Genomic DNA, 19904 nt, shown 5'->3' on the forward strand with positions numbered 1-19904 from the left:
CCTCTTTCAGGAGGTCTTGGCGAGGGCCTGTTCGAGGTCGGCCCAGAGGTCGTCGGGGTGTTCCAGGCCGACGGCGACCCGGACCGTTCCCTCGCCGATCCCGGCCGCGGCGAGGGCGGCGGCGTCCAGTTGCCGGTGCGAGGTGCTGGCCGGGTGCATGACGAGCGTCGACACGTCCCCGAGGGAGGCGGCGAGCGAGGCCAGCCGGATCGAGTCGGTGAACGTGCGCCCGGCCTCGCGGCCGCCCTCCAGATCGAAGGACAGCACCGCGCCGCCGCCGTCCGGCATGAGCCGCCGGGCCAGTTCGTGCTGCGGATGGCCGGGCAGTCCCGGATGGGCGACGTGGGTGACGGCCGGATGCGCGTCCAGGCGCCGGGCCAGGTCCAGGGCGGTCTCGCTGGCGCGGGCGATGCGCAGGGGCAGCGTCGCGATCCCCCGTACGGCCAGCCAGGCGGCGAACGGGTCGGGGGCCGCGCCCAGTTCGAGGGCATGCTTCCACACCCTGTGGTGCACGACCTCGTCGGCGAACACCGCGACGCCGCCGAGGATGTCGGCGTGGCCGCCCAGGTACTTGGTGGCCGAGTGCACGACGATGTCGGCGCCGTGCTCGATCGGACGGCACAGCACCGGCGCGAAGGTGTTGTCGACCATCGTCGTCACCCCGGCCTCGCGGGCGGCGGCGATGAGCGCGGGCAGGTCGGCGATCTGGGTGGTGGGGTTGGCGATGCTCTCCAGGATGAGCAGCCGGGTGCGGGGGCGCAGCGCGTCCCGCACCTCGGCGGCGTCGTTCCCGGAGACGTGGGAGACCTCCACGCCCCACCGGGCGGCGAGATCCTCCAGCAGCGCGAACGTGCCGCCGTACAGGCAGGACTGGGCGATGACGTGGTCGCCGGAGCGCAGCAGGGCCATCAGCACGGCGTTGATGGCGCCCATGCCGGAGGCGGCGGCGAGCGCGCCGGCGCCGCCCTCCAGGTCGGTCACGGCGTCCTCCAGGGCGCGGACCGTGGGGTTGCCGAAGCGCCCGTAGAAGAACGCCGACCGGGGGCCTTCGAAGGCCGCGGCCATCTCGTCGGCGCCGTCGAAGGCGAAGATGTGCCCTTGGTAGATGGGGACGCCCAGCGGCGTGCTGCCGGTGGGATGGGTCAACCTGGGGTGGACGGCCCTGGTCTGGGGATGCTGGGCGCGGGCGGCGCCGGGCACGTCGTCGAAGTTCCTGCCGTCGTGGGTCATGCCTTCAGGCTGCAACCATGCCGCGCGCGGGGACAGGTCCAATTCCAACCAGTGGCCCGGGCCGCGTCCCCCCTGTCGCGACCGCGGCACCGGACCACCGGCTGTCCAGGAGCGCCGCGCCGCCGCGGCCCGCGCCGGTGAGCAGGCCGTCCGCTGTCCCCACCCCGCAGGGGGACCCGGACGGCACGGTACGGGCCTGGGACGCGGCGCTCCCGTCCGACCCGACTATCACCCGAACCTCACCTTCCGGATATCCGGGAAATTACCGGCAAATACCCGCCATTTTCGAGGGTGGGGCGGGCGTCGCCTACGAGCGCACGCCCATGAACAGCCGCCGGTACACCCGGCGCAGGCCGTGGACATCACTGACCGGCTCGCCGAACACCACCCGCAGGTCGACCGGGTCCGCGCCGTCCGGCCGCGGACTGAAACAGCGCACCCACATTCCGTACCGGTCGAGCGCGAGCGGACGCACGACGGGATCATGCCCCGCGGCCACGCCCGGCACACCGCTCCCGGAGACCGCGGCCGCGAGTTCGTTCAGCCGCAGCAGCATCGTGACCAGCTCGCCCCGGTGGCACTCGTCGAGGTGGGAGAGCATCCCGGCCTCGATCGCCACGAACGGGTCGGGCACGGCCGCCTCGTACTCCTCGGGTTCGAGGGTGGCGGCGCCCCAGCCGTCCCGGATCTCCACCTCGGCGACCTCCAGGGCCAGCACCGTCCAGGCCCGCGCCGCGTCGCTCTCCGACTCCCGGCCGATGTCGAGCAGCTCGGGACGCGGGTGCAGCCGGGACAGCCGCACGGCCGCCGCGCGCCGCTCGTCCCCCTCCGGTTCGGTGACCCAGCCGTGCAGCCAGGCCCGGCCGCGCACCCGGTCGGCCAGCGGGATCGGCGCCACGTCGGAGATCCGCAGGGTCGCGGGGAGGTCGGGCTCGCCGCGCAGCGCCTTGACCGCGGCCGACCCCGCGGGCAGAAGCAGCAGCGGCCGGCCGTTTTCGTCGGTCGCGTGCGCGGGCACCGGCGCGTACGGCACGCCCGGGACGGCCAGCACGCCGTCCGCGACCCCGTAGGCCAAGGTCCTCGCCCGCTCGCCCGCCGTGGGACGTTCGGTCGCGCCCTCGCTCGCCTCGCTCATCCTGGGACCTCCTTGACGAGGTAGGTTAGGCTCACCTAAGTAAGGCTTACCTAATCATCGAAGGAGGGCAATGAACAACCCCCGTCCCAAGGTCCGGCTGTCCCGGGCCCTGGGGATTCCGCTGACCCCGAAGAGCGTCAAGTACTTCGAGGCGCGGCCGTACCCGCCGGGAGTGCACGGCCGCGGCCGCAAGCAGGAGTCCGACTACAAGGTGCGGCTGCGCGAGAAGCAGCGGTTGCGCGCGCAGTACAACATCCGCGAGGCCCAGCTGCGCAACGCCTTCGCCAAGGCCGGCAAGGTCGAGGGCAAGACCGGCGAGGCGCTGCTGATCGACCTGGAGCGCCGGCTGGACGCCCTGGTACTGCGCTCCGGCCTCGCCCGCACGATCTACCAGGCCCGGCAGTTCGTCGTGCACCGCCACGTGCTGGTGAACGGCCGCCGGGTGGACCGCCCGTCGTACCGCCTCCGGCCCGGCGACGTGATCACGATCGCCGAGCGCAGCCGCTCCATGGACCCGTTCCGGATCGCCGCCGCCGGCGGCAACGCCCCCGAGAAGGTGCCCCCGTACCTCGAGGCGCGGCACGACGCCCTGGCCGCGCGGCTGGTCCGGCTGCCCGAGCGCAGCGAGATCCCGGTCATCTGCGACGAGCAGCTGGTGGTGGAGCACTACTCGCGCTGACGCCGGGAGGACTGGACAGCCGTCCGACCCCATCGGTTAGCATCAACCTAGCGATTGCTTGGCCAAGCTGAGCGGTCCATGCGCGACGGCGATCCCGATGGAGGCCCAGGACATGATCGAGTTCCATCCCCTGACCCGGAACATCGGCGCCGAGGTCACCGGTGCCGACCTGGCCAAGCCCCTCGACGAGGAGCAGGTCCAGCGGATCCGCGGCGGGCTCCTCAAGCACATGGTGCTGTTCTTCCGGGACCAGCACATCAGCGACGAGGAGCACGTGGCGTTCGCCAAGCAGTTCGGCACCGCCAACATGCCGCCGATGAACACCTCCGGCAGCCCCGTCCACGTCCTGGACCAGACCGACCCCAAGGGCGAGGGCGGCGACCAGTGGCACAGCGACAACACGTTCATGAAGACGCCGCCGATGGGATCGCTGCTGCGCGCGGTGCTCCTCCCGGACGTCGGCGGCGACACCCTCTGGGCCAACATGTACATGGCCTACGACTCGCTGGCCCCCTGGCTCCAGCGGCTGGTCGACGAGCTGTACGCCGAGCACGACCTGACCATGTCCGTCACCAAGGCCATCGACAAGGGCCACCGGATGGACCTGCGCGCGATGCAGGACAAGAACCCCCCGGTCATCCACCCCATCGTCCGCGTCCACCCGGAGACCGGCCGCAAGGCCCTGTACGCCAACCGCAGCTCGGTCACCCGCCTCATCGGCCTGTCGCGCCGCGAGAACGAAGCGATCCTGCCGCTGCTGTTCGACGCCGTCCGCGACCCGCAATTCCAGGTACGGCTCAAGTGGAGGGTCGGCACGCTGGCGTTCTGGGACAACCGCCCCACCCAGCACTACGCCGTCGCCGACTACACCCAGCGGCGCAAGATGCACCGCGTCACCATCAACTGCCCCGCCGAGATCGACGACGGCGTGCCCAAGGGCGTGGACGGCGTCACCGGCAAGGACGCCCCCGCGGAAGCCGCCGCCGCCCGCTACCTGTAGGCCCGGTCAGCCGACCGGCGGCGTCCGCGGCACCCGTGAGCCCCTGGCACCCTACGGAGCGTGCGTTGCCACCCAGGTGTCGATATCGCGGTGGACGGCCCTGATCAGATGGTGGGGGGCGGCGCTGTGGTCGAGGGAGGCGCGGGCGATCCGCGCGAGGGCGGCCGTGTCCACGCCCATCCCCTCGTGCGCGTACCGATACTCGTCGGCGACGTCCACACCGAAGAACAGGCGGCCGTCACTGCCGAGCGACACCGGCACCCCCGCGGCAAGCAGGGCCGGCAGCTGGTGGTCGCGCAGGCTGGGGCTCGCGCCGAGGGCGACGTTGCTCGACGGGCACACGTCCAGGCACACGTCGGCGTCGGCGAGCTCTTCCACCAGGCCCGGGTCCTCGACGGCGCGGACCCCGTGGGCGATGCGGTCCGCGCCCAGCGCTCGCCACGCCGAGCGGACGCTCCAGGGGCCCGCGCCCTCTCCGGCGTGCGGCACGCTGCGCAGCCCTGCCCGCCGCGCGGCCGCGAACACCTCCGCGTACTGTTCGGGCGGATGGTCCGCCTCGTTCCCGACGAGCCCGAATCCGACCACTCCCCGGTCCTGGTAGCGCAGTGCGAGGTCGAGGGCCTGCCACGCCGCGGCCGGTCCGCGAGCCCGGTTGTGCGCCAGGACGAGACCGGCGCGGCCGGGGGCGCCGAGACCGTCGAGGACCGCCTCCACCACGGCCTCGGGCGCCCCCAGCCGACCGCCGTAGTTGTGCGGGACGCAGTGCATCTCGGTCCAGCGCACACCGGCCGGCGCCGCGTCGGCGACCGCCTCGGCGGCGATCCGGTTCAGGTCGCCGAGGTCGACTACGAGATCGCGGGCACTCTCGTAGGCGACGACGAAGTCGGCCTGCCCGCGGTACGGGCCCTGCCGTACCGCGGGCAGGCCGTGCCGGGCGGCGAGCTCGGCCGCCGTCGACGGGCGCATCGCCGCCTCCAGATGGACGTGCAGCTCCGCCTTCGGCAGCGCCGCCCAGGCGACGGGGGTCTCCGTGGTCATCCCGTGGCGACCCGGTCGAGGACCGCGGGGATGATCGTTTCGCCGTAGGCGGCGATCGTCGTCTCCTTGGCGTCGTGCATGTTGTACAGCGCGAACTGGTCGACGCCGAGGGAACGGAGCGTCCGCAGCTTCTCGACGTGGGCCTCCGCGGTGCCGATCAGGCAGAAACGATCGACGATCTCGTCCGGCACGAAAGCGGTGTCGGGGTTGCCGGAGCGGCCGTGGTGGGCGTAGTCGTAGCCCTGGCGGGCCTTGATGTAGTCGGTGAGCTCTGCGGGGACGGCGGAGGAGGACGCGCCGTACTTGCTCACCAGATCGGCGACGTGGTTGCCGACCATGCCGCCGAACCAGCGGCACTGCCCGCGGGCGTGGGCGAGCGCCTCGGGCGAGTCGTCCTCGGTCACGTACGCGGGGGCGGCGACGCACACGGTGACGTCGCCGGGGTCTCGTCCGGCAGCGGCCGCGGCGTCCCGGACCGCCTTGACCATCCATTCGGTGAGGTAGGTGTCGGCGAGCTGGAGGATGAAGCCGTCGGCCTTGGCGCCGGTCAGGGCGAGCGCCTTGGGCCCGTACGCGGCCATCCACACCGGCAGCCGGGAGCCCTGCGCGACCCACGGGATCTGGATCCTCGTCCCGCCGATGTCGGCCTCGCGGCCCTCGGCGAGCTCACGGATGACGTGCATGGCCTCGTCGAGGACGGCCATCGTGTTGGGCCGGCGGCCCGCCACGCGCATGGCCGAGTCGCCGCGGCCGATGCCGCACACCGTGCGGTCGCCGAACATCGCGTTGAGCGTGGCGAAGGTGGAGGCGGTGACCTCCCAGGTGCGGGTGCCGGGGTTGGTGACCATCGGGCCGACGATCAGGCGCTCGGTGTGCGCGAGGATCTGGCTGTAGATCACGAACGGTTCCTGCCACAGCACCGCGGAGTCGAAGGTCCAGCCGTAGGTGAAGCCGGCCCGTTCGGCGGACCGCATCAGCTCGACGACATCCGACGCGGGCGGGTCGGTCTGCAGGACGATCCCGAAGTCCATCTCAATGCGCTCCTTCTCAGATGAGGTACTGGCAGGTGCCGCGCGGGGTGTAGCGCCCGTGCCCCGCCCTGCCGACGTACGACCGGTCGTCGATGACGAGTTCGCCGCGGGACAGGACGGTCTCGACCCGGCCGGTCACGGTCCGGCCCTCGTACGCCGAGTAGTCGACGTTCATGTGGTGGGTTTCGGCGGAGATGACGTGGCCGGCGTCCGGGTTGTAGATCACGATGTCGGCGTCCGCGCCGGGCGCGATCGTGCCCTTGCGCGGGTAGAGGCCGAACATGCGGGCCGGTGTCGCGCAGGCGATCTCGATCCAGCGGCGGCGCGAGATCCGGCCCTCCACGACCGCCTGGTGGAGCAGGTCCATCCGGTCCTCGACTCCGGGCAGCCCGTTGGGGATCTTGGAGAAGTCGCCGCGGCCGAGCTCCTTCTGGCCGGTGAAGCAGAAGGGGCAGTGGTCGGTGGAGACCACCTGCAGATCGTTCGTGCGCAGCCCGCGCCACAGGAACTCCTGGTGCTCCCGCGGACGCAGCGGGGTGGAGCAGACGTACTTGGCCCCCTCGAAGCCGGGTTCTGCGAGGTTGTCGGCCGACAGGAAGAGATACTGCGGGCAGGTCTCGCCGAAGACGTTGAGGCCGAGGTCGCGGGCCTGGGCGAGTTCGGCGACGGCCTCACGTGCCGAGACGTGCACGACGTAGAGCGGCGCCCCGGCCACGCGCGCCAGCTGGATGGCGCGATGGGTGGCCTCGGCCTCCAGCAGGGCGTGCCTGACCTCCCCGTGGTGGCGCGGGTCGGTCCGGCCTTCGGCGAGGGCCTGTTCGACGAGAACGTCGATGGCGATGCCGTTCTCGGCGTGCATCATGATCAGCCCGCCGTTGCCCGCCGAGCGCTGCATGGCGCGCAGGATCCGGCCGTCGTCGCTGTAGAACACGCCCGGGTAGGCCATGAAGAGCTTGAAGCTGGTGACTCCCTCGTCGACGAGGCCGTCCATCTCCTTCAGGGTGTCTTCGTTGACGTCCGACATGATCATGTGGAACGCGTAGTCGACGGCGCAGGCGCCATCGGCTTTGGCGTGCCAGGCGTCCAGCCCCGCGCGTAGCGAGTTCCCGGCCGTCTGGACGGCGAAGTCCACGATGGTGGTGGTGCCGCCCCAGGCGGCGGCGCGCGTGCCCGTCTCGAACGTGTCGGACGCGAAGGTTCCGCCGAAGGGCAGTTCCATATGGGTGTGGGTGTCGACGCCGCCCGGGATCACGTACTTGCCGGTGGCGTCGATGACCCGGTCGGCGGACCCGGACCAGCCGCTCGCGATCTCGCTGCCATGGGCGGCGAGGGCGGCCACCCGGCCGCCATCGATCAGGACGTCGGCGGGGGTCTCCTCGGCGGCGGTGATCACCAGGCCGCCGCGGATGACGGTGAGACTCATGGGGCAACTCGATTCGGCTCGGCGGTGTTCGGCGCTGTCACTGCTCGGTGAGGGGGCCGTAGGCGTCAGGGCGGCGGTCCCGGTAGAACGCCCACTGCTGCCGAACCTCGTCGATCAGTCCGAGGTCGAGGTCGCGGACGACGAGCTGCTCCTCCTTGCCGGAGGCGACCTCACCGACGAACTGGCCGCGGGGGTCGACGAAGTAGCTCGTGCCGTAGAAGTCGTTGTCGCCGTACTCCTCCTGGCCGACGCGGTTGATGGCGGCGACGAAGTACTCGTTGGCGACGGCCGCGGCGGGCTGCTCCAGCCGCCACAGGTATGAGGACAGACCGCGGTGGGTGGCCGACGGGTTGTAGACCAGCTCGGCTCCGGCCAAACCCAGGGCCCGCCAGCCCTCCGGGAAGTGCCGGTCGTAGCAGATGTAGACGCCGATCCGGCCGACGGCCGTGTCGAACACCGGCCAGCCGAGGTTTCCGGGCTTGAAGTAGAACTTCTCCCAGAAGCCCTCGACCTGCGGGATGTGGTGCTTGCGGTACTTGCCGAGATACGTTCCGTCGGCGTCGATGACGGCGGCGGTGTTGTAGTAGAAACCGGGCTTGTCGATCTCGTACACCGGAACGACGACGACCATGCCCGTCTCCTGGGCGAGGGCTTGCATGCGCTGGACGGTGGGGCCGTCCGGGACGGGCTCGGCCCAGCGGTAGTGCTCGGCGTCCTGGACCTGGCAGAAGTAGGGCGCGTTGAAGACCTCCTGGAACCCGATGATCTGGGCGCCCCGGGCCGCCGCGGCCCGGGCGTGGTCCTCATGCTTGGCGATCATGGATTCGGTGTCGCCGGTCCAGGCCGCCTGGACGAGCGCCGCACGCACGATTCGGCTCATCGGAGCCTTCCTTTCAGAACTGAAAAACGGCATGGCGAAAAGGGAGCACGATGCGGGGCGGGAAACGGGGCGGAAAAGTGAGCGGACGGAGCGTCCTAGGGCGCCGGCTCCGGATTCCAGGTCACGACCAGCCGCTCGATGAGGCCGATGGCGCCGAAGAACACCACGGCCATGAGGGAGGCGACGATCATCGCGGCGTACAGCAGCGGGGTCGTGAAGTTGTAGGTGGCCTGGATGATGACGAAGCCCAGGCCCTTCTGCGCGCCGATCCATTCGGCGACGATGGCGCCGATCACGCAGGACGTGGCGGAGATCTTCAAGGCGGAGAACAGGTACGGCAGCGACGCGAAGACGCGCAGCCGCCAGAAGATCTCCGCCTGCGAGGCCGACAGCACGCGGAACAGTTCGATCGCCTGCTTGTCGACGCTGGAGAGGCCGCGGACCATGTTGACCAGCGTAGGGAAGAAGGAGATCAGCGCCGCGATGACGATCTTCGGCGCGTACCCGGTGCCCAGCAGGATCACCAGGACCGGCGCGACGGCCACGATCGGGATCGTCCGGATGAACACGGCGACGGGCATCAGCGCGTCCTCGGCTGGCTTCCAGTGCACGAACAGCACCGCGAGCAGGATGGCGACGCCGTTCCCGGCCAGGAAGCCGAGCAGCGACTCCATCGCCGTCGGCCAGGTGTTGCTCACCAGCATGGACCGGTTCTCCGACAGGGATCGCCCCACCTCCAGCGGCGAGGGGACGATGTAGGTCGGGACTTTCAGGCCGCTGCAGATCGCCTGCCAGAGCCCGATGAAGACGACCGCGGCAAGGATCGGGCGGGCCGCCTTGCGCAGGGACCTCCCTGATCGGCGTGGCGTGGTGGGGGGCGCGTCGGCAGCGGTCGCGCCCGGTGTCGTGGTCGTGGCCATCAGCACGTCTCCAGGAGGCGGCGCAGTCGGGAGGTCAGCGCGGTGAACTCGGGCCGGTCACGCAGTTCGAGGTCGCGGGGGTAGGGCAGGTCGATCTCGACCAGCTCCCGGACGCGGCCGGGGTGGGAGGACAGCACGAGCACCCGCTGGGAGAGGAAGACCGCCTCGGGGATGCTGTGGGTGACGAAGAGCACGGTGGTACCCGTCGCCGCCCAGATGTTCAGCAGTTCCTCGTTGAGCCGGTCCCGGGTGATCTCGTCGAGGGCGCCGAACGGCTCGTCCATCAGCAGCACGCGGGGCCGGCACACCAGGGCGCGGGCGATCGCCACCCGCTGGCGCATGCCGCCAGACAGCTCGTGCGGATAGGCCCGCTCCCTTCCCTTGAGACCGACGAGCTCCAGCATCTCCTCTGGTGACTCGGCGGGACCGCGGCCGGCCGACTTGCCGACCCGCAGGGGCAGCCGGACGTTGTCGATCACCGACTGCCAGGGCAGCAGCGCGGCGTCCTGGAACACGAAGCCGATCTCCCGGCGGCGCCGTACCTCCCGGGGCGTGGCGCCGAACACCGAGACCGCTCCGGCGGCCGGCTCCAGCAGATCGGCGACGACCCGCAGCAGCGTCGACTTGCCGCAGCCGGACGGTCCGAGAAGCGAGGTGAACCCGTGCTCGGGCAGTTCGACGGACACGTCCTGCAATGCGGTGACAAGTCCTCGGTCGGATTCGAACCGGACGGTGACCTCACCCAGCGACAAGGCGCCTTCGCCGGTTCGGGAAGCGGTCTTGTTCATCGTGTCCATGATGTTCAGCCCAGTTTCGGTCGTGTGCCCGCCGTGGCGTCGAGCACGGCGGTGGTGGCCACCTTGTCGACAGTGGGGGGCGTTCCCTTGAACTGCTTCAGCTGCGCCCACATGTCGAGCTGCTGCTGCCAGAGCGTCTTGTCCATGGCGCCCCACCCCTGAGCGGCGGTGGTCTGGTCGAAGGTGTACTTCAGCAGCACCTCCGCCTGCGCCTTCATGTCGGCGGCCTTCAGCGTGGGTGCATTCTTGACCAGGAGAGCCACGGCTTCGTCGACGTTTTCGCGGGCGTACTTCCAGCCCGCCGCCGTGGCGCTGACGAACTTCTGCAGCTTGGCGGAGTCCTGCTCAAGGGTGCGGGTCGTGGCGTAGTAGGGATTGGCGTACAGCCGGATGCCCGCGTCCCACAGCCGCATGGCCACGTAGCGCCCGTTGAGCGGCCGCAGGGCCGCGACGTTGCTCAGCCAGCCGGTCCACACGTCGACCTGGCCGGTCGTGAGGGGTGTGACGTCGGCGCCGACGGCGACGACCTCCACCTCCTTCTCAGGGATGCCGTTCTTGGCGAGCAGGGCGGACATCAGCACCTTGCCGGTCGCCTGGACGCCGACCTTCTTGCCGGCGAGATCGGCGGGCGTGCGCACCGGCTTCTCGGGCCGGGAGAAATAGGCGTAGGGGTGCTGCTGGACGCCGGCGGCGAAGGCCTTGATCGGCACTCCCTGGGAGACCGCGAGCATGAGGGACGGGCTGGAGGACACCTGCCCGACCTGGCTCTGCCCGCCCGCGACCATGGCGATCCCGTCGATGCTGGGGCCACCCGGTTTGAAGGAGAAGTCGATGCCGTTGTCGGCGTACCAGCCCTTGCCGAGGGCGACTGCCTCGCCCAGCTGCCCGTTGTCGAGCAGGAAGCCGAGCTGCATCGACAGGCCCTTTCCTCCCGCGGCCGCGCCCCCACCCCCCTGGCCGCCGCATGCTGCGAGGAGAGGTGTGGAGACGGCCGCGAGGCCGGTGTAGTGGAGAAAACTGCGTCTGCTCATGTCTGACAGGTTCGTCAAGGTGAACCTCCGGAGGACGTCCGTCCGGTTGACGGCGGGCGGAACAGGGAATGCCGAGCCGCCCGACGACGGCCGGCGGAAGGGCGGTCCGTCACCGGTGACGGCGTGAGGGAAAGCCGTCTCCATTGACAGCGGGCGGAATGGACAGGCCGGACCACCTCGCGACGGTGCGCGGCGGCCAATGTCGGATCTACCCGGCGGCGGATGCGTGTCCTGGGGGGGCCGGGCTGCGGTATTTCGTTGTGCGGTGGGCGCGGGCACCCTCGGCGGGCGCCCGGGCCGCTAGAAGGTCGGCGGAGTGATCACCCAGAGGGCCTTGACCGGGTCCGGGCCCGGGTTGCGGTACCAGTGCGGGATCGCGCTGGAATAGGTGATCGAGTCGCCCGGGCCGAGCTCGTAGCGCTCGCCGTCGAGGTAGACCTCGTGGCGGCCCTCCAGAACGATGCCGAACTCCTCACCGTTGTGGATGAACGGCGAGCCGGAGGTGTCGTAGCCGGGCGGGGCCTCTATCCACACCGACTCAAGGGCGCCGTTGAGGCTGGGAGTGAGCAGTTCGTGGGTCGCGTCGCCCGGGTCGGCCTGGTGGATGTCGAGCGCCCTGCGTTCACCGGCGCGCACGACCGGTGAGGTCGCGTCGACGGAGTTGAACAGGCGTCCGATCGGGACGTCGAGGGCGTGGGCGATCTGGACGAGCGTGTTGAACGAGGGGTTGCCCTTGCCACGCTCGAGCTGGCTGATGACACCGGTACTGAGACCGGACTTCTGCGCGAAGACCTCGAGCGTGAGCCGGCGGTCACGGCGCAGCGACCGGACGAGCCGGCCGATGCCGCCCATGAGGGCCTCGGAGTTCGGCCGGCCGTTGTCGTGCTGGTCGGCGTGCTCGGGGTCGTTCATCCGATCTCCCGGTCGGCGGAGCATTACCGGCTTCACTGAAACAACAATCCTTCGGCATGTCAACGATCCACCGGCTAGATAATGAAGATCTTCATATGGATGAAACATTTGAGCGCTAGAGTCTTTACATGTTGAAGATCTTCAATCTACAGTGAGGGCGCTTTGCTCAATGGCGCCCAGAACCGGCCGACGACGTCCGCCCTGTCGCCCGAGTCGGCGGGCCTGAGTGACCTCCACCCCGCCGCCCGAGTCCTACCTGATCCCTTCCGACCGCAGGTCCCCGGCCTGCGCATCGGCCGGCTGAGAGGAGTCCCTTGTCCAGCGACAGTTCCCAGATAGCCTTGCCGCGCCTGACCGCACCCGTCGTGCGGCGCTCGGACGTCATCGTCGTCGGCGGCGGACCGGCGGGCGTCTCCGCAGCGGTCGCCGCGGCCCGCTCCGGCGTCGACGTCACCCTCATCGAGCGCTACCCGGCCCTCGGCGGCCTGGCTTCGGGCGGCATGGTGCTCGTCCTCGACGACATGTGCAACGGGCAGGAGATCTCGGTCACCGGGGTCGTAGGCGAGTACGTCGACCGGCTCGCCAAGCTCGGCCTGGCCGTCTTCCCCCCGCCGGAGGACCGGCGGTCCTCGCCCGACATGTGGGCGAAGTGGAGCCGCTGGGGCGCCTTCGACTTCCACTCCCATGAGACCCCCAAACCGATCAACTACGCCGTGGCCTTCGACCCCGACGGCTGGAAGCGGGTCTCCAACGACCTGGTCCGGGAGAACGGCGTGCACCTGCGGCTGCACAGCTGGTTCTCCCAGCCGATCGTCGAGGACGGCACGATCAAGGGCGTCGTCTGCGAGACCAAGACCGGTCCCCAGGCGGTGCTGGGAGACGTCGTCATCGACACGACCGGTGACATCGACGTGGCCTCCCGCTCCGGTGCCGACCACGTGCACGACCGGTACCTGGTGACCCTCGTGTTCCGCCTCGGCGGCGTCGACACGGCCACCGCGGAGCGGTTCGAGCAGGCCGACCCCCGGGCGGCGCGCGCCATCAACCGCAAGGTCAAGCGGCTGCTCGGCGGTGCGTGGGACCTGTGGTGGCTCAAGACCCCGGTGCCCGGCGTGGTGTGGTGCAACTGCCCGCATCTCACCGGCTTCGACGGAGCCGACCCGGTCTCCCTCACCGAGGCCGAGTTCGAGGCGCGATCGCGGATCGCCGCCGCGGTGGACTACGTCAGGGAGAACCTGCCCGGCTTCGAGAACTGCCATCTGGTCGACGTCGCCGAGCAGATGGGGGTCCGCCAGACGCGGCTGCTCCAGGGCGAGTACGTCGTGACCAAGGAGGACATCGTGACCCGACGGCATTTCCGGGACAGCGTGGCGCGCGGCCGCGACTACTACACGCCCTACCGCGCGCTGCTGCCGCGCGGCGTCGACCAGCTGCTCGTCGCGGGCAGGCACTACTCCGCCACACCCGTGGCGCAGCGGATCTCCCGCGAGATCCCGCCGTGCATGGCCATGGGGCAGGCGGCGGGCGTCGCGGCCTCGCTGGCGGTGGACGGCGGAGTCCTGGTGCGGGACGTCGATCCGGCCGCGATCCAGCGCCGGATGCGCGACCAGGGCGCCGATCCCGGCGACGTGCCCGCGCCGAACGCCACCGTCGACGAGCCGGCGGGGGTGCTCGAATGACCCCGGACCTTCCTCTGTCAGGCGTCCGCGTCGTCGACTTCACCCAGGTGTACCTGGGGCCGAGCTGTACCCAGTTGCTCGGCGACTACGGCGCCGACGTCGTGAAGATCGAGCGTCCGGGTACCGGCGACTTCTGCCGGACCACCATCCCGGACGAGGCCGGGCTGGACAACCCGATCTTCCTGTCGATCAACCGCAACAAGCGGAGCGTGGCCGTCGACCTGCGTGTCCCCGAGGGCCGGGAGGTGGTGCTCGACCTGGTGCGCCACGCCGACGTCGTCGTCAGCAACTTCCGGGCCGGGGTGATGGACCGGCTCGGCTTCGGTTACGAGGCGCTCAGCGCGCTCAACCCCAGGCTGATCTGGGCCTCGGGCACCGGTTTCGGCACCTCCGGCCCGTACGCCCACAAAGGCGGCCAAGACGTCATCGCCCAGGCGTACAGCGGGGTCATGCACCGCCGGGTCTCCGACGACCAGCCGGTGGGTATCTATCCGACCACGCTGTGCGACTACACCACCGGGATGCATCTCGTCCAGGGCACCCTGCTCGCCCTGCTGCACCGGGAACGCACCGGGGCGGGGCAGCGGATCGACGTGTCGATGTACGACTCCATGCTGCACATGCAGATGCAGGAGGCCTGCCAGCAGCTCAATCGGGGGTCGGAGATCAACTGGGCGGCCATGCCGCTGACGGGCGTCTTCGCCACGACCGACGGGGCGGTGTGCATGGTCGGCGGGTTCCGGGCGGATCCACTGCACCACATCAGCCTCGCCCTCGCGCTGGAGGAGGACCTCGCCGACCGGCCGGAACTGGCGACCCTGGACGGGCAGTTCACCCACCGCGCCGAACTGCAGCGCGTCTTCGCCGAGCGGTTCGCCACCAACTCCACCGCCCACTGGGTCGAACGGCTTGAGGCCGAGGACATCCTCTGCGCCCCGGTGCGCAGCCTCGAGCAGGCGCTCGCCGACGAGCAGACGCTCGTCAACGGCATGATCGTGGAGATGGAGCATCCGACCGCGGGCCGCGTCCGGGCGCTCGCGGCTCCCATCCACCTGTCGGCCACACCTGCGGCCGTCCGCCGGGTCCCGCCCCGGCTGGGCGAGCACTCCGAGGAAGTGCTCGGGGAGCTCGGTTACGACGCCGCACGTCTCGCGGCGCTCCACGAGAAGGGCGCCCTCCGATGACGCCCGCCGTGGACGAGGTCCGCTACGAACGCGACGGGCACGTCGCCCGGGTCACGATCGACCGGCCGCACGTGCTCAACGCGGTGGACGAAGCGACCACCGCCCGGCTCAACGAGATCTGGGCCGACGTCGAGACCGACCGCGACGTCCGCGCCGTGGTGATCACCGGTGGCGGCGACCGCGCGTTCAGCGTCGGAGCGGACATGTCCGCCGGCGCCGTCACCACCAGCGGCCTGGAGTACTGGTCCCGGCTCGACCCGGGCGGCTTCGGCGGGCTCAGCCTGCGCCGGACGCTCGACGTGCCGGTGATCGCCCGGGTCAACGGCTACGCGCTGGGCGGCGGCCTGGAGATGGTGCTCGGCTGCGACATCGTGATCGCCGCCGAGCACGCCCAGTTCGGCCTGACCGAGCCGCGTGTCGGACGGATCCCGCTCGACGGCGGGGTGTTCCAGCTCGTCCGCCGGGTCCCCCACACCCAGGCGATGGGACTGCTGCTCACCGGGCGGCGGGTACCGGCATCGGAGATGTTCCGCATGGGCCTGGTCAACGAGGTCGTGCCCGCGGAACGGCTCGACGAAGCGGTCGGCCGGTGGACGGCCGACGTCCTCGCCTGCGCCCCGGCCTCCCTGCGCGCCATCAAGCAGATGGTCACGCATGGGGCGGGGCTGACGCCGCACGAGGCGCACGGGCTGCGCGTTCCCGCTCTCGTCGAGGCACTCGACAGCGACGACGCACGGGAGGGCGTGCGCGCCTTCCAGGACAAGCGCCCCCCGATGTGGTCCGGCCAATGATCCCGCCACCGAGCCGACCCACCACTGGAGGAAGCACCACCATGACCGCACATCTCTCCCAGGGAGTCTGGGGGGTCGTCGCCACCCCGTTCCTGGGTTCGACGTTGGACGTCGACGAGGCGAGCCTGGCGCGGCTCGTCGAGCACTATGCCGGGATCGGCGTCGCCGGGCTCACCGTGCTCGGTGTCTTCGGCGAGGCCGCGTCGCTGTCGGCCGCAGAGCGCCGGACGGTCCTCGAGGTCGTCATCGACGCGGTCGACCTGCCGCTCGTCGTCGGCGCCACCGCGCTGGCCACCGCCCCGGCCATCGAGGAGGCCCGGATGGCACGCGAGCTCGCCGGCGACCGGCTCGCGGGCGTGATGGTCCAGGTCAACTCCCCGGACCCCCGGGTGGTCGCCGAGCACCTGGGGGCCGTGCACGCCGCGACCGGCGCCGGACTCGTCGTGCAGGACTACCCCCTGGTGAGCGGTGTGACGATCAGTACCGCGAACCTGGCCGCCGCGGTCGGCGACACCGCGGCGGCCGTCGCGGTCAAGGCCGAGGCCCCGCCGACCCCGGCCGCGATCGCGGTGCTCGCCGCCGCGCTCGACGTCCCGGTGTTCGGCGGTCTCGGCGGCATCGGCCTGCTGGACGAGCTCGCCGCCGGCGCGGCCGGTGCCATGACCGGCTTCTCCTGTCCGGAAGGACTGCTGGCCTGTGTCGATGCCTGGCGAGAGGACGGCTACGACGCGGCGCGCGACGCGTACCTGCCGTACCTGCCCCTGGTCAACTTCGAGGCGCAGGCGAGAGTGGGGCTGGCGATCCGCAAGGAGGCGCTGCGCCGTCGCGGTCTCGTCCTGGAGTCCGGAGTGCGGCCGCCCGCCCCGGCCATGCCGGAATCGCTCCTACCGCAACTGGAGCGCCATCTGTCGGCCGCACCGGTGAAGGACGCGTGATGGACCTCGGACTCGACGGCCGTACCGCCATCGTCTGCGCGTCCACCGGCGGTCTCGGGCGCGCGGTGGCCGAGGCACTGGCCGCCGAGGGAGCGAACATCGTGGTGACGGGACGCCGTGGCGACCTGGCGCGCGAGATCGCCGCCGGGCTGCCGCGCGCCGTCGGCGTAGCGGCCGACCTGACCGATCCGGCCGGTCCGGCCACCGTGACCGACGCCGCCGTCGCGGCCTTCGGCCAGGTGGACGTCCTGGTGCTCAACGGCCCGGGCCCGCGGCCTGCCAGGGCGGACGAGATCGGCGACGAGGAGCTCGCCGCGGCGATGGACACGCTGCTCGTGGCGCACCAGCGCCTCATCAAGCCGATCCTCCCCGGGATGCGCAACCGCGGATGGGGACGCATTCTCGCCATCGGGTCCTCCGGCGTCGCCGCGCCGCTCCCCGATCTGGCGCTGTCCAACGCCGGCCGGGCCGCGCTCGCGGCGTACCTCAAGACGCTCGCAGCCGAGGTGGCCGGCGACGGCGTGACGGTCAACCTTCTCCTACCGGGCCGTATCGCCACAGAACGGGTCGGACAGCTGGACGCGGCTCGGGCGCGCAAGGTGGGACGGCCGGTCGAGGAGGTCGCGGCGCGATCGCGGGCCTCGATCCCGGCGGGACGGTACGGAGCGCCGGCGGAGTTCGGCGCGGTCGCGGCATTCCTCTGCGGCGGGCCCGCGTCCTACGTGACGGGTACGGCGGTGCGCTGCGACGGCGGCCTCGTCCGCAACCTGTGACTCCCGCCCCGCCCGCCTACCACCGAAGAGGAGACATCGGCATGACCACACGGCACATTCAGAACCTCATCGACGGGGCCTGGGTCGGCGATCCCGTCAAGGAGCGGCGCAATCCAGCAGCGGACGACGACGTCGTGGCGGTGACCCCCGTCTCCGATCCAGGGGTGGTGGAGGAGGCCGTCACCGCGGCGCGGCGGGCACAGCCCGGCTGGGCGGTTCTGCCGGCGCCGGCCCGCGGGGCGATCCTCATGAACGCGGCCGACATCCTGCGCCGCCGCCACGGCGAGGTGGCGCGCGACCTCGTGCGGGAGGAGGGAAAGACTCTCGCCGAGGCGAGGGGCGAGGTGCAGCGGGCGATCGACGTGCTGCGGTACTTCGGCTCGGAGGGCTGGCGGCTCGGCGGCCAGGTGCTGCCGAGCGCGACGCCCGACACGATGGTCTACACGCGGCGCGAACCGCTCGGCGTCGTCGGCCTCATCACCCCGTGGAACTTCCCGATCGCCATCCCGGCCTGGAAGATGGCACCCGCCCTGGTCAGCGGCAACGCGGTCGTCATCAAGCCGGCCGACGTGACGCCCGTCGCGCTGCACCATCTGGTGGCGGCCCTGGTCGAGGCCGGGCTGCCGGCGGGCGTGCTGAACGTCGTCCACGGCCCCGGCCGCTCGGTGGGCGAGGCGCTCGTGGGCGACACGCGGGTATCCGGCGTGTCGTTCACCGGCTCCACTGAGGTCGGCATGCGCATCCACCACGTGGTCGGTGCCCGGCGCGGCCGGGTCCAGCTGGAGATGGGAGGCAAGAACGCCCTGGTCGTCCTCGACGACGCCGACGCCGAGGCCGCGGCGCGCGTCGCGGCCGTCGGCGGGTTCGGGCTCACGGGTCAGGCGTGCACGGCGACGTCCCGGGTGATCTGCACCCCGGGCGTCCGCGAGAGGTTCATGGCCGCGATCGCCGAGCAGGCCGGGCGCTACCGGCCGGGCGACGGGCTCGGCGACGGCGTGCTGATGGGCCCCGTGGTCACCGAGCAGCAACTCGCCGCCGACGTGGCCGCGGTCCAGAAGGCCCGCGCGGACGGGGCCGAGATCGTCGCCGGCGGAGAGGAGGCCGACGGCCTTCTCTTCCCCGCCACGGTGCTCGACGGCGTCCGGCCGGACTCGGCCGCCGCCCGCGACGAGATCTTCGGTCCGGTCATCGCCGTCCTGGAGGCCGGCGACCTCGACGAGGCCATCGACCTGGTCAACGACTCCCGGTACGGGCTCACCGCGGGCATCTGCACGAGGAGCCTGAGCGCGGCCCAGCACTTCGCGCACAGCGCCCAGGTGGGAGTGGTGAAGGTGAACCGGCCCACGGCCGGCCTGGACCTGAACGTGCCGTTCGGAGGGACGAAGGACTCCTCGACGAACACGTTCCGGGAGCAAGGGCCGACCGCGGTGGAGTTCTACACGTGGTCCAAGTCGGTGTATCTGGGCTGGGACTGAGGAGGGCCCATGAAGTCCCGCCCGGCCTCGCCGGGCGGGACGCGAGTGCGGGAACGGTCAGTCCTTCGGCTTCTTCTCGTTCTTGGGCGTGGCCGACTTGCTGGGTGCCGGGGTGGTCGGGACGTTCGGCAGGCCCCCGCTCTGCTGGGTCTGGTCGTTGGCGCCCGAGGCGTACATCTTGGTGACCTTCCACTTGCCGTCGATCTTGGCCATGGCCAGCCGGATCAGCGTGGCGGGCGAATCCTGCGCGCCCTGGGTCGTCCGCACGCCCACGTTGACCGAGATCGTCGCGCTGGCGAACCGCTGGTCGACGCTGCCGACGAAGACCTGGTCGGTCTTGGACGTCAGCACCAGTTGCGGGTTCTCCTTGAAGGTGTTGCCGAGGTTGGGCAGCGTGTTGGCCTTGAAGCTCTCCAGCAGGTCACCGCCCATCAGGCCCTCGGCCCGCTTCATCTGGGACTGGTAGTTGCTCGCGTTGTAGTTCAGGGCCACGTCGCCGTAGTCGGAGGCGACCTTGGACACGGCCGCGCGCTCGTCCGCGTCGCCCGACAGCCCGCTCGCCGTCCGCCACTGCCAGATGGCGAGGCTCGCCAGGACGGCCACCACGAGCACCACCACGACCGCCTGGTTGGGGCGCAGCCCGAGGAACGTGCGCGGGGCGGCCTCGTCCAGCGACACCGGCGCCTTCCGCGCGGGCGCCGGCTTGGGCTTCGGCAGCTCCTCGGCCTCCTCCACGACGCGCTTGGCGGGCGTCTTCGCCTTGGCCGGGGGCCGCCGCGGCTCGGTGTCCTCGTCCTCGGCGTCGATCGCGTCGAGGACCTCGTCGAGATCCTCGTCGTCGAGGACCTCGATCACCCGAACCCGCCGTCTGCGCCTGGGCGCCGGCTTCGCCTCGGCCTCCTCGGCCTCCTCATCGACGGCGTCGACGTCCTCGGCGTCCTCGGGGACGTCCTTGGTGGTCTTGCCAGTCACTACAGGCTCCTCGGGTTGG

19 protein-coding genes are annotated in these 19904 nt (G+C 71.2%); 8 read left to right on the forward strand and 11 right to left on the reverse strand.

Features of this window, described 5'->3' with window-relative positions; translation table 11 throughout:
• Positions 1–6 precede the first annotated feature (6 nt).
• Both ABD340_RS27715 and ABD340_RS27720 read right to left on the reverse strand, forming a co-directional pair.
• A complete protein-coding gene (locus tag ABD340_RS27715; RefSeq protein ID WP_344592811.1) occupies positions 7–1230 on the reverse strand; it encodes a trans-sulfuration enzyme family protein in 1224 nt (407 codons plus the stop codon).
• Between the two features lie 307 nt (positions 1231–1537).
• Positions 1538–2365, reverse strand: coding sequence for a DUF2470 domain-containing protein (locus ABD340_RS27720; protein WP_344592813.1), 828 nt, complete (start codon positions 2363–2365; stop codon positions 1538–1540).
• A 70-nt stretch (positions 2366–2435) separates the two neighbouring features.
• On the opposite strand from ABD340_RS27720, the gene rpsD reads away from it, so the two are divergent.
• Both rpsD and ABD340_RS27730 read left to right on the forward strand, forming a co-directional pair.
• A complete protein-coding gene (gene rpsD / locus ABD340_RS27725) occupies positions 2436–3044 on the forward strand; it encodes a 30S ribosomal protein S4 (protein ID WP_344592814.1) in 609 nt (202 codons plus the stop codon).
• 112 nt (positions 3045–3156) lie between these two features.
• Entirely contained in the window at positions 3157–4044 is an 888-nt protein-coding gene (locus ABD340_RS27730; protein WP_344592815.1) for a TauD/TfdA dioxygenase family protein, read from the forward strand.
• A 51-nt stretch (positions 4045–4095) separates the two neighbouring features.
• Here ABD340_RS27730 and add read toward each other — a convergent pair whose 3' ends face one another.
• The 8 genes from add to ABD340_RS27770 all read right to left on the reverse strand — a co-directional run bounded on the left by add (position 4096) and on the right by ABD340_RS27770 (position 12076).
• A complete protein-coding gene (gene add / locus ABD340_RS27735) occupies positions 4096–5082 on the reverse strand; it encodes an adenosine deaminase (RefSeq protein WP_344592816.1) in 987 nt (328 codons plus the stop codon).
• Entirely contained in the window at positions 5079–6113 is a 1035-nt protein-coding gene (locus ABD340_RS27740; protein ID WP_344592817.1) for a TIGR03842 family LLM class F420-dependent oxidoreductase, read from the reverse strand. Before ABD340_RS27740 ends, add begins: the two co-directional genes overlap by 4 nt.
• A 16-nt stretch (positions 6114–6129) precedes the next feature.
• Entirely contained in the window at positions 6130–7536 is a 1407-nt protein-coding gene (gene hydA / locus ABD340_RS27745) for a dihydropyrimidinase (protein WP_344592818.1), read from the reverse strand.
• Positions 7537–7573: 37 nt separating this feature from the next.
• Entirely contained in the window at positions 7574–8416 is an 843-nt protein-coding gene (locus ABD340_RS27750) for a nitrilase-related carbon-nitrogen hydrolase (RefSeq protein ID WP_344592819.1), read from the reverse strand.
• A 95-nt stretch (positions 8417–8511) separates the two neighbouring features.
• Positions 8512–9336 (reverse strand): ABC transporter permease, encoded by an 825-nt coding sequence (locus ABD340_RS27755; RefSeq protein WP_344592821.1) that lies wholly within the window; start codon positions 9334–9336, stop codon positions 8512–8514.
• Positions 9336–10124 carry an ABC transporter ATP-binding protein gene (locus ABD340_RS27760; protein WP_344592822.1) on the reverse strand — a complete coding sequence of 263 codons (789 nt, stop codon included), beginning with the start codon at positions 10122–10124 and terminating at the stop codon, positions 9336–9338. Before ABD340_RS27760 ends, ABD340_RS27755 begins: the two co-directional genes overlap by 1 nt.
• A gap of 14 nt (positions 10125–10138) precedes the next feature.
• A complete protein-coding gene (locus ABD340_RS27765; RefSeq protein ID WP_344592824.1) occupies positions 10139–11164 on the reverse strand; it encodes an ABC transporter substrate-binding protein in 1026 nt (341 codons plus the stop codon).
• 300 nt (positions 11165–11464) lie between these two features.
• Positions 11465–12076, reverse strand: a complete 612-nt coding sequence (locus ABD340_RS27770; protein ID WP_344592826.1) for a helix-turn-helix domain-containing protein — start codon at positions 12074–12076, stop codon at positions 11465–11467.
• A gap of 314 nt (positions 12077–12390) precedes the next feature.
• Between ABD340_RS27770 and ABD340_RS27775 the strand changes: the two genes are divergently transcribed.
• Genes ABD340_RS27775 through ABD340_RS27800 form a run of 6 tightly spaced genes read left to right on the forward strand, consistent with a single transcriptional unit; the run spans position 12391 to position 18913 of the window.
• Positions 12391–13755: an FAD-dependent oxidoreductase gene (locus ABD340_RS27775; protein WP_344592828.1), complete on the forward strand. Its 1365-nt coding sequence runs from the start codon at positions 12391–12393 to the stop codon at positions 13753–13755.
• Positions 13752–14939, forward strand: a complete 1188-nt coding sequence (locus tag ABD340_RS27780) for a CaiB/BaiF CoA transferase family protein (protein WP_344592829.1) — start codon at positions 13752–13754, stop codon at positions 14937–14939. Before ABD340_RS27775 ends, ABD340_RS27780 begins: the two co-directional genes overlap by 4 nt.
• Entirely contained in the window at positions 14936–15730 is a 795-nt protein-coding gene (locus ABD340_RS27785; protein WP_344592831.1) for an enoyl-CoA hydratase-related protein, read from the forward strand. The genes ABD340_RS27780 and ABD340_RS27785 overlap by 4 nt, the downstream gene beginning before the upstream one ends.
• 41 nt (positions 15731–15771) lie before the next feature.
• Entirely contained in the window at positions 15772–16665 is an 894-nt protein-coding gene (locus tag ABD340_RS27790; protein ID WP_344592832.1) for a dihydrodipicolinate synthase family protein, read from the forward strand.
• Complete coding sequence (locus tag ABD340_RS27795; protein ID WP_344592834.1) at positions 16665–17438, forward strand: SDR family oxidoreductase; 774 nt, start codon at positions 16665–16667, stop codon at positions 17436–17438. The genes ABD340_RS27790 and ABD340_RS27795 overlap by 1 nt, the downstream gene beginning before the upstream one ends.
• Before the next feature lie 41 nt (positions 17439–17479).
• On the forward strand, positions 17480–18913 hold the full coding sequence (locus ABD340_RS27800; RefSeq protein WP_344592835.1) for an aldehyde dehydrogenase family protein: 1434 nt from the start codon (positions 17480–17482) through the stop codon (positions 18911–18913).
• A 57-nt stretch (positions 18914–18970) separates the two neighbouring features.
• On the opposite strand, the gene ABD340_RS27805 is transcribed toward ABD340_RS27800, so the two are convergent.
• Entirely contained in the window at positions 18971–19885 is a 915-nt protein-coding gene (locus ABD340_RS27805; protein WP_344592837.1) for a hypothetical protein, read from the reverse strand.
• Positions 19886–19904: the final 19 nt, after the last annotated feature.

It is taken from the genome of Actinomadura vinacea (assembly GCF_039532545.1).
Taxonomy (GTDB): Bacteria; Actinomycetota; Actinomycetes; order Streptosporangiales; family Streptosporangiaceae; genus Spirillospora; species Spirillospora vinacea.

Excerpts from the sequence above, each read along its gene's own strand:
- ABD340_RS27790 (WP_344592832.1), top strand. The coding sequence starts at position 15,772 with ATGACCGCACATCTCTCCCAGGGAGTCTGGGGGGTCGTCGCCACCCCG.
- ABD340_RS27800 (WP_344592835.1), top strand. The coding sequence starts at position 17,480 with ATGACCACACGGCACATTCAGAACCTCATCGACGGGGCCTGGGTCGGC.
- ABD340_RS27740 (WP_344592817.1), bottom strand. The coding sequence starts at position 6,113 with ATGGACTTCGGGATCGTCCTGCAGACCGACCCGCCCGCGTCGGATGTC.
- ABD340_RS27785 (WP_344592831.1), top strand. The coding sequence starts at position 14,936 with ATGACGCCCGCCGTGGACGAGGTCCGCTACGAACGCGACGGGCACGTC.
- rpsD (WP_344592814.1), top strand. The coding sequence starts at position 2,436 with ATGAACAACCCCCGTCCCAAGGTCCGGCTGTCCCGGGCCCTGGGGATT.
- ABD340_RS27720 (WP_344592813.1), bottom strand. The coding sequence starts at position 2,365 with ATGAGCGAGGCGAGCGAGGGCGCGACCGAACGTCCCACGGCGGGCGAG.
- ABD340_RS27765 (WP_344592824.1), bottom strand. The coding sequence starts at position 11,164 with ATGAGCAGACGCAGTTTTCTCCACTACACCGGCCTCGCGGCCGTCTCC.
- hydA (WP_344592818.1), bottom strand. The coding sequence starts at position 7,536 with ATGAGTCTCACCGTCATCCGCGGCGGCCTGGTGATCACCGCCGCCGAG.
- ABD340_RS27730 (WP_344592815.1), top strand. The coding sequence starts at position 3,157 with ATGATCGAGTTCCATCCCCTGACCCGGAACATCGGCGCCGAGGTCACC.
- ABD340_RS27715 (WP_344592811.1), bottom strand. The coding sequence starts at position 1,230 with ATGACCCACGACGGCAGGAACTTCGACGACGTGCCCGGCGCCGCCCGC.
- ABD340_RS27795 (WP_344592834.1), top strand. The coding sequence starts at position 16,665 with ATGGACCTCGGACTCGACGGCCGTACCGCCATCGTCTGCGCGTCCACC.
- add (WP_344592816.1), bottom strand. The coding sequence starts at position 5,082 with ATGACCACGGAGACCCCCGTCGCCTGGGCGGCGCTGCCGAAGGCGGAG.
- ABD340_RS27780 (WP_344592829.1), top strand. The coding sequence starts at position 13,752 with ATGACCCCGGACCTTCCTCTGTCAGGCGTCCGCGTCGTCGACTTCACC.
- ABD340_RS27770 (WP_344592826.1), bottom strand. The coding sequence starts at position 12,076 with ATGAACGACCCCGAGCACGCCGACCAGCACGACAACGGCCGGCCGAAC.
- ABD340_RS27755 (WP_344592821.1), bottom strand. The coding sequence starts at position 9,336 with ATGGCCACGACCACGACACCGGGCGCGACCGCTGCCGACGCGCCCCCC.
- ABD340_RS27760 (WP_344592822.1), bottom strand. The coding sequence starts at position 10,124 with ATGAACAAGACCGCTTCCCGAACCGGCGAAGGCGCCTTGTCGCTGGGT.
- ABD340_RS27750 (WP_344592819.1), bottom strand. The coding sequence starts at position 8,416 with ATGAGCCGAATCGTGCGTGCGGCGCTCGTCCAGGCGGCCTGGACCGGC.